The following is an 18,117-nucleotide window of genomic DNA, read 5'->3' on the forward strand; positions in this document are numbered from 1 at the left end:
CCTTCTTTATTGACACGAAGAAGGGGCTTTTTGCTGCGAACGTGTGATTGTTACCTTGCGGTCATAAAAAACATGGCACGGTACGGGCTCCGTCAACCTCAGGGTTTATCGTATGCGATTGGCGTGCTCTGTGGTGGGGTGTACACTCTTTTTAGTTAAGGGTTGGTTGTATGAAGATCTTGATGGTGGCATCGGAGTGTGCCCCGGTCGCTAAAGTGGGTGGGCTGGGGGATGTGGTGCATGGGCTGAGTCGTGAGTTGCACCAGCGTGGTCACGATGTTGCGGTTATTTTACCCAAGTACGACTGTATGCGTTATGATCATATCTGGGATCTGGCCATTAGCTATGAAAATTTGTGGGTGCCCTGGAACGGTGGGGTGATCAACTGCACCATCTGGTTTGGTCATGTGGATGGTTTGGCGAGCTACTTTATTGAACCCCATGCAGAAGAGCAGTTTTTTAACCGGGGTACCTACTACGGGTTTTGGGACGACGCCCACCGTTTTGGCTTTTTCTCTCGGGCGGCGCTGGAGTTTATGCTTAAGGCTAATCTGCGCCCAGACATCATCCATACCCATGATTGGCAGACGGCGTTGATCCCCGTTATGCTTTATGAAATCTATGAATCTCTAGGATTGGATCGACAACGGGTGTGTCACACCATCCATAATTTTAAACACCAGGGCACCACAGGACGGGATCTCCTGTATGCCACAGGGCTGCACCGTGCCGACTATTTTGGGGATGTTCACTGTATGGGGGATGATTTCACCCCTGGGGCCATCAACCATACCAAAGGGGCGATAACCTACGCCAATTTTGTCACCACGGTTTCGCCCAAGCATGCCTTTGAAGCCCGCCACAGCGACCAAGGCTATGGATTGGGACACACCCTCTACCGTTTTCAGGATAAATTTGGCGGTATCCTGAACGGTTTGGATTATGACACCTGGAACCCCATGACCGACCCCTATCTTAGGGTCCACTATGATCGCGATACGTTGGAACGCAAGAGCGACAATAAACAGGCTCTGCGTGAACGGCTGATGCTACAACAGGTGTATAAACCCATGGTCGCCTATGTGGGGCGCTTGGATACCCAAAAAGGGGTGCATCTCATCCGTCATGCGCTGTTCCGCACCTTGGAGATGGGCGGGCAGTTTGTGCTGCTTGGGGCGGCCTCGGAACGGGGTATAAACGACGATTTTTGGCATTTAAAAAACGATCTTAATGACAATCCCGACTGTCATTTGGAAATTGGGTTTGATGAAGCTTTGGCCCATCAAATCTATGCTGGGGTCGATCTGTTTGTGGTGCCCAGCCTGTTTGAACCGTGCGGTCTCACCCAAATGATCGCGCTACGCTACGGTACGGTACCGGTGGTGCGTCAAGTCGGGGGATTGGCCGATACCGTTTTTGATTGGAACCATAGTGATCTGCCACTCTCCAAGCGCAATGGCTTTGTGTTTGAAGAGGCCTCCTTTGCGGGGTTAGAATCCGCACTGGATCGAGGGATTGCGTTGTGGAAACAGGATCCCCATGGGTTCCAAATGCTTATGCAGGCGGGTATGCGCTACGATTATTCGTGGCGGTTGCCCGTGGAACACTATCTGAACATCTACCGCTACATCCGCTGTTGAGCGGCTCTTTTGGCCCAACCCAGTGTTTAAGGTGAAAACCATGAATCAGCCCCTTTCTGAACCGATGCAACGTCTGGTTGAAGCGCGTCACCATGACCCCTTTGAACTACTAGGGCGGCATCCTGATGGCAAGGGTGGTGTGCTGGTCAGGGTCTATATGCCCTATGCCGAGCAGGTGCGCATTCTGGAGCGGGGTACCCAGCAGGTACTCAACATGCAGCGCATCGATGGCAGCGACTTTTTTGAGTGGCAAGGCCAGCTCGAACAGGTGGCCGACGACTATCGTTTGATGTGGAAAGATAAGTGGGGTTACGAACATCTTAACCGTGACCCCTACGCCCAGTTGCCCATGGTGAGTGATTTTGACCTCTATCTATTTAATCAGGGTAACCATACTCAGATTCAAAATTTCCTTGGCAGCCATGTCATGCAGGATGCCCATGGGGCAGGGGTGCGCTTTTCGGTTTGGGCACCCAACGCCGAGCGGGTCAGTGTGGTGGGGGACTTTAACCACTGGGATGGCCGCTGTCACCCCATGCGGGTGCTGCCCAACAGTGGGGTGTGGGAGCTGTTTATTCCTGACCTAGAGCCCGGCGGCTACTATAAATTTGAAGTGCGTGATCGCCTGGGTGTGATCCATCTTAAAACCGATCCCATGGCACGGCAGAACCAGTTACGCCCTGAGACCGCCTCGGTGATTACCCCACCATCTTCCTTTGAATGGACCGATGCCGCCTGGCTGGAGCGTCGTAAAGATTGGGACTGGCAGAGTGCCCCCATCTCCATTTACGAAATGCACCCTGGCTCCTGGCAGCGTGGCTGTGAGGGAGAGTTCCTAAACTATCGCGAGATGGCCCATCAACTGGTGCCCTATCTGCAAGAGTTGGGCTTTACCCATGTTGAGTTGATGCCCATTACCGAACACCCCTTTGATCTCTCTTGGGGCTATCAGGCAACCGGCTATTTTGCCCCCACCCGGCGCTTTGGCCGTCCCGACGATTTTCGCTACTTTGTGGACTATCTACACAGCCACCATATTGGGGTTTTGCTGGATTGGGTGCCAGCGCACTTTCCCAAAGATGCCCACGGTCTCGCCCGCTTTGATGGCACCCCCCTCTATGAACATGCCGATCCCCGCCTAGGTGAGCATCTGGACTGGAACACCTACATCTTCAATTTTGGTCGTAATGAGGTAAAAAGCTTCCTCATCTCCAGTGCCATGTTTTGGCTCAATGAGTTCCACCTGGATGGTCTGCGGGTGGATGCCGTGGCCTCCATGCTCTATCTGGATTATTCCCGTGAGGAGTGGATACCCAATATCTATGGGGGGCGTGAAAATATTGAGGCGGTCGAGTTCATGCGCCACCTTAACTCACTGGTGGGACGTGAGTGCCCCGGTGCGCTCATGATTGCTGAAGAGTCGACCTCCTGGCCCAGTGTAACCCGCCCACCCGAGAATGGTGGTCTGGGTTTTCATATGAAATGGAATATGGGTTGGATGAATGACTCGCTCAGTTACATCGCCGAGGATCCCATCCACCGCAAATACCACCATGACAAGTTGACCTTCAGCCTCTATTACGCCTTTAGCGAAAACTTTTTGTTGCCTTTCTCCCATGATGAGGTGGTCCACGGTAAGGGTTCCATGATCGGTAAAATGCCAGGGGATGAGTGGCAACGCTTTGCAAATCTGCGCGCGCTCTACCTCTATCAATTTACCCATCCGGGTAAAAAGCTGCTGTTCATGGGCACGGAATTTGGTCAGGGTAATGAGTGGAACTCGACCACGGTCATGGAGTGGTCCCTGCTACAATACCCCTTGCATAGCGGTATGAAGCAGTTGGTGGCCGATCTTAACCATCTTTATGCCCGCCTGCCCGCCTTGCACAAAGTGGATTTTAGCTGGCAAGGTTTCCAATGGTTAGATGCCAATGATGGGGAGCAATCCATTGCGGCCTACCTGCGTCTGGATGGCGAAACACATGTGGTGGTGGTGATCAACTTTACTCCAGTGGTGCGGCGTAACTATCGGTTGGGGGTTCCTGCGCTGAGTGGTTATCGCGAGGTGCTCAATAGCGACTCATCCTACTATGCCGGTTCTAACGTGGGTAATGGCCAAGCCTTGATTATGGCCGAAGAGAAACCCTGGCATGAGCAAAGCTACTCCATTGAGTTAACCCTACCGCCTTTGGGTGGGGTGGTGTTAATGCCCGATCAGGCAGAATAACCTCCCCATATACAAAGCCCCAACAGAAAGCCCCGCTGGTGGTCGACACCAGCGGGGCTTTCTGTTGGGAAACCAAGAAGATAATCTTATAACCGGTAAGGGCGTATTTTTTCGAGCAGCAGCGGCAGTAGGGTTAGGTTGGCCAGCAGCGCCACCAGCATGGAACAGGCGGTGAGAAAGCCAAAATAGATGGTGGGTACAAACTGCGACAGGGTAAGTACCGAAAATCCTATGGCAATGGTCACGGTGGTGTAATAGAGCGCCCGGCCAATGCTACTGTGGGCACGCCTTACAGCCGCAGGATAGTCACCATCCTTGCGGATCTCATGCCCAAAACGGTAGATGTAGTGAATGGTATCATCCACCCCAATGCCAATACTGATGGCGGCGATGGTAATGGTCATAATATCCAGGGGTATCCCCAACGCCCCCATGCTACCCAATACCAGGGGTATGGAGACAAGATTGGGGATAATGGCAATAATCGCCAGTTTAACCGATCGAAACAGCGCCATAAACATAAGTAAAATGGCCACCATCACCGCGCCCAGGGTGGTGATTTGCGAATGAAACAGTGACTGCAACATGTTGTTGTAGAGCACCAGCATGCCGTTAACATGAATCTGCTCGGGTTTTAAGCCCAGATCTTCAACCAAGCCATGGCGAATTTTTTTCAAAAGCAGATCGCGCTTTAGGGTTGGGTCAGATTCATAGACCCGTACCGAAAAGCGTAGTTGGTTGCCATCTTCTGACAGGAAGGGGGTAAAGAGCGCCTCTTTTACCTCTGGCGTAAGCTTTTTATGGATAATAGAGAGGGTAATGTCATCGGGTAGTTGGCCTGCATTGAGGGCAGAAAGCACCTCCAGCGTGGAGGCCAATGAGATGACCTTGCCCGTCTCTTTAAGTTGGTCCAACCAACGATGAATTTTAATCACCTCAGGGGCCATCATGGAGTTGTACCAGTGGCTACGTCCGGTGATGCCTGCATCCTGGCTTAAACCGGTGCTCGCCCACAGGCTATCCCCGGTGTCATCCCCCCATAAATTATTGATCTCCCCCTTGAGCATATCCTCCATACCCGCAACAGTATTGGAGACCATATCAGGGATCAATGTGGGCATGCTGTCGGCTTTGGCCACCGGTGCAGGTGGAGCCGCCGGGGGGTCAATAATGACATCCAGCGACATGGTGCCCCCCAGGGCACGGTCAATGACCAGCATCCCCTGGTGAATCTCGGTATCGGCCTTAAAATGGTCGATAAAGCGGTTTTCCACAGAGAGTTGACTGACCCCCACCATGCCCAGCCCTACTAAAATTAAAAACCCCAACATCAATCCCCATCCCATACGTTCGATGATGCTGGGGATTATGGCCATAATGCCACCGGTGACATCGCTACGCTTTTTGGAGGGCAGCAGCGGAAAACGCATGAGCAAAGCGGGAAATAGGGTAAAATTTAATATCAGTGCGACGGTTAGGCTTAGACACATCATCCAACCAAAATCAATAACCGGGCGTATGCCGCTGACCACCAAAGAGCCAAAGGCGACCATGGTGGTGATCACCATATAAAAGGATGGGGTGGCCTTGCTACGCATGGTCTGTTGCACCAACCAGCGTTGATTTTGTTGGGGGTTTTCGCGGTGTAGCTCTTGAAATCGCACAATAAGGTGAATGGTCAAAGAGAGCACAAAAATAAGCAGCAACGCGATGAAGTTTGAAGAGACCACCGTAATGGGCCAATGTACAAGGGTCATAAAGCCGGTGGTAATGGCCGCCGTGGCAAGGGCGGTGATCACCGAAATGACAACCCAGCGTAAACGGCCAAAAGCCACCGCCAGGATTAAGGCCATTACCACCAGCACGGCAACGCCAAAAACACGCAGATCACTACGCACATAGTGCATAATGTCGGTGACGATCATGGGCACCCCACCAAGGTGCATCTGGGCAGCACCACGGTGGCGTTCAAGCAGAGCGCGGATATGCGCGATATCCTGCTGCTCTTGCTGGGTCAACTTCTCTTTGTGGGCATTAAACGCCGCCGCAATTTTTTCTAACTCTAGGCTCTCTTTGTCGGTTAGGCCGCCATCCATCTTTTTCATGCGCAACGCTTTGCGTTGCTCTTGCAGCCGTTGGTAAGTGGCATCGCGTAAAAAATTGACCTGAATGGCGGTGGTTTCCCCTGTGGCCCCAACCAAGCGGTCTCGGTAGAGGGGGCTGTTGCGCAGCTCCTTCTCGGCCAATTGCAGGTTGGTGCGTGGGTCGTCTAGGGTACGAATGCCGGTATCTAGCTCTGCAAAGGTAATGGGGGGGGATTGGATCAGGGGCACATCCAAAATAGAGACCACCGATTTGACCCGCTCCATGCTATCGACTTCATTTCGCAGGGTGCGCAGATCAGCCAAACTTTCCGGATGAAAAAGCTTACGTCCATTGGGGGTGTAGGTGATGACTAAAAAATCATCGCCACTGTAGCGGGCGGTCATGGCTTCGTAATAGGCCAAATCCGCATCATTCTCCAGCAGTAGGGAGTCAGTGGAAATATCAATTTCTAAATTTTTAGCAAACCATCCCAACAGCAAAGAGAGCGTAAGAATGAGTGCCAAGGTGATGGGGGTGCGATCTAAAACCGCTTTTTCATAGAATTTTAGCAATAAAGACATGCAGGGGGGCCTCCCCACCGGTTATGCTGGGAATTTATGGATCAAAACATCGAATTATCGGTCATGCCCAACAGCTAATGCAATGGTTTGTCTCACGATAAAGGCGAAAACGACGCAAAAAAAGGGGGTGGTTACCTAACCACCCCCTGGATACTTTATGGGTGTGTCGTAACGCGATTAGCGTTTAAGCTGCATGGGTTTGACTTTCCAAACATTTTCCGCATAGGTGCGCACGGTACGGTCAATGGAAAATTTACCCATATTGGCGGTATTGAGCACAGCCATGCGGTTCCACCGATCCTGGTTGCTATAGGTGGCCTCCACCTGTTTTTGACAGGCAATGTAGGCTTCATAGTCGGCTAAGAGCAAAAAGTGGTCACCACCAAACAGCAGGTTGTTGTACAGATCGCTATAACGACCGGGATCGTCCGGGCAGAAGAAACCATCGCGGATCATCTCTAACACCCGGCGCAGCTCGGCATTTTTCTCAAAATAGAGGGTGGGATCATAGCCGCCAGCGCGAAGATCGTGGGCCTCATCTGCCGTCATACCAAAGATGAAGATGTTATCATCCCCCACCTCTTCCAAGATCTCAATGTTTGCCCCATCCAGGGTGCCAATGGTTAGCGCACCGTTTAGGGCAAACTTCATATTGCCCGTGCCCGAGGCTTCCATGCCCGGTGTGGAAATCTGCTCAGAAAGTTCTGAGCCAGGCATGATGATCTCGGCTTTGGAGACATTGTAGTTGGGCAAAAAGACCAGCTTAAGCAGGCCCTTGATCGCCGGATCATTGTTGATGGTGCTGGCGACATCATTGATTAAGCGGATAATCTGCTTGGCAATGTGGTAGCCCGGTGCCGCCTTGCCACCAATAATGACCGAACGGGGCACCATATCATTCTCGACCCCATCCCGGATACGAATGTAGCGGGTTACCACATGCATAAGGTTAAGCAACTGGCGCTTATACTCGTGAATACGTTTGACCTGGACATCAAACATGGAGGAAGGGTCAAGCTCTACCCCAGTTTTACGGGCCACCAATTGGGCCAGACGCACTTTGTTGGCCCGCTTAATATCATGGAACTGGCGACGGAACCCCGCATCATCGGCCAAGGGGGCCAGTTCAACCAAGGCGGGTAGATCCGAAACCCATTTGTCGCCAATGCTCTCCTTGATCAAAGCAGAGAGCCCGGGGTTGGACATGTTGAGCCAGCGATGCTGATCAATACCGTTGGTGACGTTGGTAAAGACACCAGGACGCATCTCTTTGAAGTCTTTGAACATGCCCGCCTGCATAAGACGCGAGTGCAGCTCCGCCACACCATTGACCGAATAGCTACCCACAATACAGACGTGGGCCATGCGTACCCGCTTGCTCACATCATCAATGAGTGACATGCGGCTCAGGATGGTGCTATTCCCTGGGTAGCGGTGTTTGACCTCTTTAAGATGCTGATGGTTGATCTTGTAGAGAATCTGTAAATGGCGGGGCAGTACATGCTCCATAATGGCGATGGGCCACGTCTCCAACGCCTCGGGCAGCAGGGTGTGGTTGGTATAGGTAAAGGTTTGACGGCAGAGGTCCCAGGCTTCGTCAAACTCCAAACCGTACTCATCGCAGAACAGACGCAGCAGTTCGGGTACCGCCAGCGAGGGGTGGGTGTCGTTAAGGTGGATGACCACGCGCTTAGGGAACTGGCGAATATCGCCATTCTCTAGCTTAAAGCGCTCCATAATGTCTTGTAAGGAGGAGCTGACAAAGAAATACTCCTGCTTGAGCCGTAACTCCTGCCCGCGCAAGGTGGAGTCATTGGGGTAGAGCACTTTGGAAAGGTTCTCAGAAACCGCTTTATCCTTAACCGCCTCAACATAGTTGCCTTCGTTGAAGTAGCTTAGATCAAAGTCACGGGTAGCCCGCGCCGACCAAAGTCGCAAGTTGGTAATGCTGGGGGTTTTATGGCCGGAGAGGGGCACGTCAAAGGCCAAGGCCACCACATCTTTGGTGTCTACCCACTGGCAGGTGTCGTTGCCATCGGCATCTTTAAAACAGAGAATCTTACCGTTAAAGCGGACCCGATATTTTACGTTGGGCTGCTCAAACTCCCAGGGGTTGCCATGACGCAGCCAATGTTCGGGGTGTTCAACCTGCATACCCTCTTCAATGGACTGGCTAAACATGCCAAACTCATAGCGAATGCCGTAGCCCATGCCAGGGAAGCTTTGGTTGGCAATGGAGTCTAAAATACAAGCAGCCAGACGTCCTAGACCACCGTTGCCCAAGGCTGCATCAACCTCGCAAGCGACAATGGTGTCCAGATCCTGCTCAAATTCTGACAGGGCTTCACGTAACAAGATGTTTAAATCTAAATCCAATACCGTGCGCATGAGGTTGCGCCCGATCAAATATTCCATGGAAAGATAATAAACACGGCGCCCTTTTTCATCACGCAGGTAGCGGTTTTGGCGAATGCGTCGCTCGCTTAATACACCACGTACAAAATAGACAACGGCGTAGTACCAGTCGCGTTCGCTGGCAATATCGGGATCTTTACCGACATCATGGACCATGTAGTTGACCAACTTCTCTTTGATGAAGGTGGCGTTCCAGTCGGGGCGGTCATGCTCGTGTACCGAGGATTCGGAAAGTTGCTCGTCCAGTGTCATGGGGTTCTCTCTCAAACCGGGTTGCGGTTAGTTTATACGGTTAAGTTAAGCCATTATAGCCCTGTCAATGCAGGGGTTACATGACCGGTGGTGCCCCAGATTCATATAGATGCATGTAGGCACGTGCGGATTTGCGCCAGCCAAAATCCATGGACATGGCACGTTGCTGGGCATTGCGCCACAGGGTGGGGTTGCGCAGGCAACCCATGGCTTGCAACATGACGGTAAGTAGGCTGATGGTGTCGGGTCGATCAAACAGAAAACCGGTGCCGTGGTTTTCGGAATGGATGGGCGTAACACTATCGGCCAAACCGCCGGTGCGTCTGACCAAGGGTAGGGTGCCATAGCGCATGGCATAGAGTTGGGTCAGGCCGCACGGTTCAAAGCGTGATGGCACCAACAGAATATCGACCCCTGCTTGGATGCGGTGGGAGTGAATCTCGTCATAACCAATATGTACCGCGACTTGTAGCGGGTTTTGCGCGGCGAGTTGGCGCAGCTGATCCTCAAAAGCGCGGTGGCCGCTGCCCAACACAACCAATTGGGCCCCGGCACTGAGCACCGCTGGAATGGCCTCCAAAATAAGATCAATGCCCTTTTGTTCGGTCAAGCGGCTGACCAGACCAAACAGGGGCCGATCATCCTCCACCAACAGCCCCATCTCCTGCTGCAAAGCCCGTTTGTTGAGAAGCTTGTTCTCTAGGGTATCACGGCTATAAGGGTGGGGAATTAAAGGATCGGTCTCGGGGTTCCAGGCATGGTAATCAATGCCATTAAGAATGCCGTGTAGCTGGTGTACGCGATCTTGCAACAGGCCATCCATACCAAAGCTATAGGCAGGGGTGCAGATCTCATTGGCATAAGTGGGGCTGACGGTCGTGAGCCAGTTGCTGTAAAAAAGGCCCGCTTTCAAAAAGCTAAACTGTCCGTAAAATTCGGCACCATAAACATGCATGGCGCTGGCAGGTAAGCCAACCTCGTGCACCACACGGGCGGGAAAATTGCCCTGAAATTGGATATTGTGCACGGTGATGATGCTTTTACAGTGACGGTTGCCAGAAAAATGCAGATAAGCCGAGGCCAAGCCCGCTTGCCAATCGTTGGCGTGCAGCACATCGGGACGCCAACCTAAAAAACCACCCGCTTCGGCAATCAATGCCGCTACCCGCGAGAGGGCGGCAAAGCGAATGGCATTGTCCCCCCAATCCCGGCCATCGTGGCTTAAGTAGGGGTTGCCCGGACGGTTGTAGAGGGTAGGAATGTCCAGTGCCCACAAAAAAACATCGCTATCGGGCAGGCGGCCGGGTATGAGTCGGGCATCACCATGACCAAAAACCTCACCCAGCACAATAGCATCACCTTGGCGCTGCATGCCTTCTAGCACACTAGGGTAGCCGGGCACCAAAACGCGTATATCAACGCCTTGTTCAATCAACGCTGCGGGCAGAGCAGCGGCGACATCGCCAAGACCACCGGTTTTTATGAGTGGGTAGATCTCTGATGTTACAAATAGCACACGCATCAATTTTGGTTTCCATGGGCGTAAACAGCACGTTGAACATGCTAGATCTACTAGAGGTGTTCAAACACCGTCCAGTCTGATATACGGATGAATCGCTCGCCAAACCGCACCATCTTAATCCCCATTGACAGTTGTGTAAATGATCCAGTGCAAGAAGATGCCATAACGACCCGGTCGATGCTCAAAACACGTGCCCATTATCCAGACGAGAGAATCAATCCTGCTGTATACGACATGGGCTATTTAGTGCTAGTCTGTGCAGAAACAGGAAAATTGGGTGGGCTTGACCGTTGACGACGGGCTATTGATACGCGCCTTTTATGAAAGGGGCGTGACAATGGTTTGTCCCTCAGGCAAAAAAGCGCGGGTGTGGGGGTTGGTGATTGCAATTATACGGTGATGAGGAGATAACTCTCCTGTGTTGTAATGGATCATCTTGGCTGGAATTGGATAGGGTCGACGGGCATGCCTGCCAACAGGCGCTTACCCGCGACCTAAGATGACCCGTGACCTTTTTTGATGGGAGCTTAGCATGGCAGACAAAAGCAAAAACGGTGTGGCCAACTTAAATGAAGCGATTCGGCAGAGTTTAATCTTGGTCTTAGCGGGTGGTCGTGGCAGTCGTTTGAAAAATCTAACCGACACAGAAGCAAAACCAGCGGTTCCCTTTGCGGGCAAATTTCGCATTATTGACTTTGCGCTCTCCAACTGCGTCAATTCGGGCATGCGCCGGGTGGGGGTGTTGACCCAATATCGTGCCCATAACCTTATCCAACATGTGCAACGTGGCTGGGGTTCGTTCCGCGCCGAGTTTGATGAGTTTGTCGAGGTATGGCCCGCCCAGCAGCAGACCGCCGCCGAATCCTGGTACTCAGGCACCGCCGATGCCGTCTATCAAAATATTGATCTAATCGAAAGCCATCACCCCAAATATGTGGTTATTTTGGGGGGAGACCACATCTATAAACAAGACTACAGCGTTATGCTGGATCATCACATTACCAGTGGTGCCCAGGTGACAGTGGCGTGCCTGGAGGTCCCGGTGGCCGAGGCCCGTGAGTTTGGTGTTATGGATGTGGACGAGCAAGACCAGATTGTCAAATTTTTAGAGAAACCTCAGACCCCTCCAGAGCTACCCAACCGTCCGGGTTGGGCGTTGGCAAGCATGGGGATCTATATCTTCGATCATGAACTGCTGGTGGAGCAGTTGGAGCGGGATGCCTTGTTGGAGGACTCCTCTCACGATTTTGGCAAAGATCTTATTCCCTATCTGGTGCCCAAAGTGAAAGTTATGGCGCACCGTTTCTCCCACAGTTGTGTGGGCTTGGATGGTAAAAAAGAGCCCTATTGGCGGGATGTGGGTACCCTGGATGCCTACTGGGAAGCCAATATGGACCTAACCCATGTTACCCCAGAGTTGGATCTGTACGATCCAAAATGGCCCATTTGGACCTACCAAGTGCAGCGCCCAGCCGCCAAATTTGTGTTTAATGATGACTCACGGCGGGGCTATGCGGTGGATAGTTTGGTCTCGGCGGGGTGCGTTGTTTCGGGTTCTGCCGTGGAGCGCTCCTTACTGTTTACCGATGTGCGGGTCAACTCTTACAGCTTTGTGAGCGATTCTGTCATTCTGTCTCATGCGGATATTGGGCGTAAATGTACCCTGATTAAGTGCATTGTTGGCCCCAATACGGTGATTCCCGATGGTATGGTGATTGGTAAGGACCCTCAACTGGATGCTCAACGCTTTTATCGTACCGAGGGTGGAGTGACGCTGGTCACGCAGGAACATATCGACAAGCTTAAGTAAAATTGGCATAACTGTTTGAAATTAAAAAAAGCCTGACCGAATGGTCAGGCTTTTTTAGGTGGTGCCGTAAAATAGGGGCTATTCATGCCAGTAGTGGGGTGGTGAAAAAGGTGACATCATGGCGACGAATTTTCTTTGAAGCGACCCCCACGATAGGGAATAATAAGAAAAGGGCCTCTTCAAACGCGGCCCTTTTGTGTGTTATAAGCCAGACGGAAATAAGACCAAAGGGGGTCTTTTGGTCCAATTGGGTTGCCGTGGATCCTCTGCGGTGCAGACAGATATCGTTGCCTGGGGGACTGGGTAGGGGTGTTGTTGAGAGAGAGCGGTCAGAAAATCATGTCAAATGTAGTGATTGTCGGCACCCAATGGGGTGATGAGGGTAAGGGTAAAATTGTGGATCTGCTCACGGAGCAGGCCGATATGGTGGTGCGTTTCCAAGGAGGGCACAATGCAGGCCATACACTGGTGGTGGATGGCAAAAAATATATTCTGCATCTCATCCCATCGGGTATCATCCGTCCAGGTAAGCAGTGTGCCATCGGCAATGGGGTGGTGTTGGACCCTGCGGCACTGCTGGCCGAAATGGCCAAATTGGCCGAAGTCGGCGTAGCGATCTCCCCGGAGAACTTAAAGATCGCTGATCGTACCAACCTGATTTTGCCCTACCATAATGCGCTGGATCAGGCGCGGGAAAAGAAAAAGGGCGAAGAGAAAAAAATTGGCACCACAGGCCGAGGTATCGGCCCCTGTTACGAAGATAAATCAGCCCGTCGGGGTATTCGATTGGTGGATCTGTATAACCCGGCACTGTTTGAAGAGAAACTGCGGGAAAATCTCGATCTGGTGAACTTTCTGCTCAAAAATTATTATCACGAAGAGGGCTTTCAACTGGCCGATATTCGTGATGACTATCTACGCATGGGGGATCAACTGGCCCCCTATTGTGAAGATTTGGCACCTTGGCTGGAGCAGGCCCAGGCCGAGGGTAAAAATATTCTGTTCGAGGGCGCTCAAGGTGCGTTGCTGGATGTGGATTTTGGGACCTATCCCTTTGTAACTTCGTCCACCACCAACGCATCAGGGGCCTGTAGCGGCAGTGGTGTAGCACCGGGTAAGTTAGACTATGTGTTAGGTATTGTGAAAGCCTATACGACCCGCGTGGGCAGTGGTCCATTCCCTACAGAACTTGAGTGCGCCGACGGTCAATATTTGGCCAAAAAAGGGCATGAGTTTGGCGCAACTACCGGACGTCCTCGCCGCTGTGGCTGGTTTGATGCCGTGGTGGTGCGTCACTCGGCACGGGTAAGCGGCCTCAATGGCATCTGCATTACCAAATTGGATGTGATGGATGGTATGTCAGAGGTGCGGCTCTGCACGGGCTACCGTATTGATGGTAAAGAGACGGCCTATGTGCCAGCCGATACGGCTAAGTTGGATCGGGTTGAACCGATCTATGAAACCATGCCTGGTTGGCGTGAGTCCACTGTGGGTTGTAAAAATTGGCAAGATCTGCCTGCCGCAGCCCAGGCTTATCTCAACCGTTTGGTGCAGGTGGTTGGGGTGCCGATCAGCATTCTTTCTACAGGTCCAGACCGGAGTGAAACGCTGATCGTGCAGAACCCCTTTCATGCCTAGGGGAGCCAGGATCATCTGGGGGGCGGTTTTGCGTTCCAGCCAAGTAGGTTACGATGGCGGTACCGCGGTGTTGAGTGGTTTTCAATAAAGTTTGGCTTTATGGCGCGCCTTAAGTAACACATGAGGCGCTTGATTTGTCGGGCTTTCTGCCTGTTCCTCTAGGACGCAGGCGATTGCAAAAACGCCGTTATTAAGTGAGTAATCATAGGTTAAACGGTGGTTGTGATGGGATAAAAAGCTGCATGCCTGCCGGGCATGCAGCTTTTTTTGCAACCTAGGGCTAAATTTTTTGTGAGGAACGGTTTAAAGTGTTACGTAAACCAACGTGTCATTGAAAAGCTACTTGAATAATGGGTGAAAAGAAGCCTATTTCTATGTGGAAACAGAGTAGCTTCTGCGTTATGCTTTATCGAAGAGCGGTTTCATTACACAAAAAATAAGGGGTGTTCGATGATGCTACAGGTGGGTATGAAACAATGGATGGGGATGATGGCGCTGGTGGTGGCTTTGATGGTGTCGGTACCTGCTCAGGCAGGCGGTAATCCCGAAGTGCCAGCTGCCGTTGATGGGGTAACCATTGTTGACTCCGAGCAGGTGATGGCTGCTATGGAGAGTGGTAGCGCCTTTTTGTTGGATTGCCGTAAGGCTTCTGGTTTTAGTGGCGGCACTGTTCCCGGTTCGGTGAACTGTCAGGTGGCGACCGGCGATGCAACGTTGGATGATGCTGACGTTGCGGCGACGATGGAAAAATTGAAAGCAGAGTGTGCAGGTTTGATGGATCAGCCTAAGGATAAGGCGATTATCACCTTTTGCAACGGTTTGACCTGCTGGCGTAGCCCTAAGGCGGCTCTGGCGCTGACCAAATTAGGCTTTAGCAACGTGCAGTGGTACCGCTTGGGTATGAACGACTGGAAAGCACAATCCCTACCCATAGAGTGACCGTTTTGGCGGAACCGAGGGGCTGCTGAGCGTATCTCTTCAGTCCCCTCGATTTTGCACTGGGGGTATATGCTGGCTTAACAGGTGTTGAGCAGGGGACAGGGTCGGTGCGGTTGATCGGGCGTTCTGTGGTTGATGGGATGGGTTCATAGGTTGGCTGGACCTGACTTGGCGTCTCTGAGAGTCAGGTCGTTTTTTTTGTGGTTCTACAGCACTCATTAGGATAGGAACTCCATGCAATTTTTCAAAAATCTCTCTCTGCGCGTCAAATTATTGATGACCATTTTGCTGCCACTGGTGGTGATTTTGTTTATTTCATTGATGTTCCTGCAAAATATGCAGGATGATGCCATTGAGCGCATGCTGAGCAGTAAGCATGATGCCTACGCGAAAAACCTACAAAGTCTGATTACCGCACGGGGGGATACCCTAATGCGGATTGCAGATGTCCCACGAACCGATAAAAAGCTTATTGCGGCGCTTAAAAAAGCGGACTCTGAGTTGGTTAGAAAGCAGGCCGATAGTGTATGGAACCTGTTAGCCAATGAAAAACGTGGGGCGTTGTTTTTTTGGAACAGTCGTCTTACGCCCAGTGTGATGACCTCTTATTATGAGCAGAAAAACGGTCAGGATGAGGCCAATTATAACGCACCACTGCTGGACCAACTAGATCGAGCCGATAAAAAAATTATGACCTATGGTATTGAACGTTTTCCCGATGGCAAGGTGCGTTTAATGCAAATTTCCCCCTATTACAACAAGCGCAATGCGGATAAAAACGACAAGCGCGGCACCTATAATATGGTGGTGTTGGGGAGTGATCTGGAATTAATTTTGGAAGAGTTACAGGTACTGCTCGGCGTTCAAAAAATCTCTTTGGTCGAAGTAAAAAATAAAGATCAAGAGGACAGCGCCCGGTTACAGAAAAGCACAGCAGTATTTGACTTGGTGTTAAAAGATGTCAATAAACACGCGGTAATTATGGTTCGTGTTGAGGAAGATGTATCCCACATTTTAAACAATTATAAGCGCGTCATGATAAAAATTGATGGCGTTATTTTAGGGGTTGCCATGGTGGCTGCCCTGTTTGCTTTATTTTTTACCAAAAGTTTGGTGGTGCGTATTGGCGCCATCAATGCCTTATTGGAGCGTGTGGGGCAAGGCCATGTCAGTGGTTCGGTGCCGGTGCGTTGTCAAGATGAGGTGGATGCCATTGGAGGCGGTGTCAACCAGATGGTTGAGGGGTTGCGCAGTAGCATTGGTACCTTGAGCGTACAAGCTGAAACCATAGCTGCGTGTGCCGATGGCTTGGTAACACTGCGGGATCAGTTAGAGGGTGACGCGGGCACGCAGAGCACGATGATGGCTGACGTGGTGGGACACAACAGTAAATTAGTGGAGGCTTTTGCGCGTATTGAGGTCGCCATGGATAAGGTGGAACAGCGCGCTATAGAGACCTCAGAGGCCGCCGTGTTGTTATCGGGAAATGTGCAAGATATCGCCGAGACTTCGGAGATGGTGAGCCAGAATATTAACACGGTGGCCGCTGCTTCGGAGCAGATGCACAGCAACATGTCCGAGGTAAAGAGCAACCTGCATTTGGTCAATCAGTCGGTGGGAGAGACTGGGGAGAACCTGCAAGGCATGGCCAATGCCGTGTTCCAGGTGCGCCATCTCTGTCATGAGGCTGGTGAACAGGCCAAGAGTGCCAATGTGCGGGCTAAAAACACCCATCAGGTTGTGGATCAGCTCAACAGTTCGGCAGATGAAATTGGCAAGGTGGTTGGGATTATTAAAAATATTGCGGATCAAACCAACATGTTGGCTTTGAACGCCTCCATTGAGGCTGCGGGGGCAGGGGAGGCGGGTAAAGGGTTCGCCGTGGTGGCTAATGAGGTTAAAGAGTTGGCTAGGCAGACAGCCGATGCGACGGCGATGATCTCGAAACAAATTAGCACGATCCAAGGTCATACCGAGCAGGCTTCGACAGCGGTTATGGAGATCGCCACGGCGGTCAATGATATCCACCAATCGCTGAACAATGTGACGGAGGCTGTGGAGGCACAGGAAACCCTGAGCAAAAATGTGGTGGACCATATGCGCCATCTTTCGGAGGCCTCGGATGCGGTGATGCGCAATACGGATGAGTTGGACTTTGCTGCCCGTGAGATTGCCCGTTCGACGGCCGAGGCTGCGGCGGGTGCCACGCAAATTGCCACCACTTCATCGGAGGCGGCGACCTTTGCGCAAAAGGTGGCCCAGCAAAGTGAGGATACGCAACAGGTCACCAGTGAGGCAAAAGGGGTGGTGCAGCAGACCACTGAATCGTCCAAAACGGTTGCCCGGGTAGTGGCTGATGCACAGGGCATCAATCGCTGTGTTACCAACGCGATTTATAGTTTTGCCAAAATGACCGGTGCCATTGAAGAGGCGACCGCCACCCTACACCAGGCACAGTCACGTTTTGATCTAGGCCCGGTGCCCTTTGATTTGCGACGGGTTAAAAGTGGCGTCATGCAGTGGCAGTGCTATGGTCAAAAACTGGCAGAAGGCCGTATGAAACTCTCTGCCAATGAGCAAGCTGGGGATCGCTTTCAGCAGGAAAGTATGAGCGAAACGTTATCGGGTCAGGTGCGCGAGGGGTTGGATGGGGATTCCTTAAAAAAACTGGATGAGCAGTTGGCGCTGTTGGTGAGCTTGTTACAGGCGGCGCAGCAGAGTGCGGTTTCGAGTAAGGAGTTTGTTGACCGTTATAATCAGGGTCGAGCAGAGCTGTTTAAACGGTTGGACATCTTATATGAGCGTGATGTAACTCCGCGCTAGTTGGGGCGTTCCCCGCAAACGGGAAGTCGGGTTTGGGCTTGTCACAACTGCGGTGCAAAAGAAGACGCTTTCCTTAAGCAGGTAGGCGTCTTTTTTGTGCGTGGCTTGAGGGCCGTTGGCCGCTCTAAAAGCCCCTGGATGGGTGAATAACCTTAACGGGGGCGATTTTTTAGGCAGCTTGGGGG

9 protein-coding genes are annotated in these 18,117 nt (G+C 51.9%); 6 read left to right on the forward strand and 3 right to left on the reverse strand.

Going from position 1 to position 18,117, the window contains the following annotated elements:
- The first annotated feature begins 170 nt into the window (after positions 1–170).
- The gene (locus MMC1_RS07730; protein ID WP_011713177.1) at positions 171–1,640 is read left to right on the forward strand and encodes a glycogen synthase; all 1,470 of its coding nucleotides are present in this window, start codon (positions 171–173) and stop codon (positions 1,638–1,640) included.
- Positions 1,641–1,680: 40 nt separating this feature from the next.
- Entirely contained in the window at positions 1,681–3,867 is a 2,187-nt protein-coding gene (glgB, locus tag MMC1_RS07735; protein WP_011713178.1) for a 1,4-alpha-glucan branching protein GlgB, read from the forward strand.
- An 86-nt stretch (positions 3,868–3,953) separates the two neighbouring features.
- On the opposite strand, the gene MMC1_RS07740 is transcribed toward glgB, so the two are convergent.
- From MMC1_RS07740 to glgA, 3 genes are all read right to left on the reverse strand, one after another.
- Positions 3,954–6,533, reverse strand: coding sequence for an efflux RND transporter permease subunit (locus MMC1_RS07740; protein WP_011713179.1), 2,580 nt, complete (start codon positions 6,531–6,533; stop codon positions 3,954–3,956).
- A gap of 177 nt (positions 6,534–6,710) precedes the next feature.
- Positions 6,711–9,200: a glycogen/starch/alpha-glucan phosphorylase gene (locus MMC1_RS07745; RefSeq protein ID WP_011713180.1), complete on the reverse strand. Its 2,490-nt coding sequence runs from the start codon at positions 9,198–9,200 to the stop codon at positions 6,711–6,713.
- Positions 9,201–9,276: 76 nt separating this feature from the next.
- Entirely contained in the window at positions 9,277–10,722 is a 1,446-nt protein-coding gene (glgA, locus tag MMC1_RS07750) for a glycogen synthase GlgA (protein WP_011713181.1), read from the reverse strand.
- Between the two features lie 532 nt (positions 10,723–11,254).
- On the opposite strand from glgA, the gene glgC reads away from it, so the two are divergent.
- From glgC to MMC1_RS19845, 4 genes are all read left to right on the forward strand, one after another.
- Complete coding sequence (glgC, locus tag MMC1_RS07755) at positions 11,255–12,532, forward strand: glucose-1-phosphate adenylyltransferase (protein ID WP_011713182.1); 1,278 nt, start codon at positions 11,255–11,257, stop codon at positions 12,530–12,532.
- A 339-nt stretch (positions 12,533–12,871) separates the two neighbouring features.
- Positions 12,872–14,170, forward strand: a complete 1,299-nt coding sequence (locus tag MMC1_RS07760) for an adenylosuccinate synthase (RefSeq protein ID WP_041640981.1) — start codon at positions 12,872–12,874, stop codon at positions 14,168–14,170.
- A 450-nt stretch (positions 14,171–14,620) separates the two neighbouring features.
- Entirely contained in the window at positions 14,621–15,109 is a 489-nt protein-coding gene (locus tag MMC1_RS07765; RefSeq protein WP_011713184.1) for a rhodanese-like domain-containing protein, read from the forward strand.
- 234 nt (positions 15,110–15,343) lie between these two features.
- Positions 15,344–17,932, forward strand: a complete 2,589-nt coding sequence (locus MMC1_RS19845) for a methyl-accepting chemotaxis protein (protein WP_011713185.1) — start codon at positions 15,344–15,346, stop codon at positions 17,930–17,932.
- Positions 17,933–18,117: the final 185 nt, after the last annotated feature.

The sequence above is a fragment of the Magnetococcus marinus MC-1 genome (assembly GCF_000014865.1).
In the GTDB taxonomy this organism is placed as follows: domain Bacteria; phylum Pseudomonadota; class Magnetococcia; order Magnetococcales; family Magnetococcaceae; genus Magnetococcus; species Magnetococcus marinus.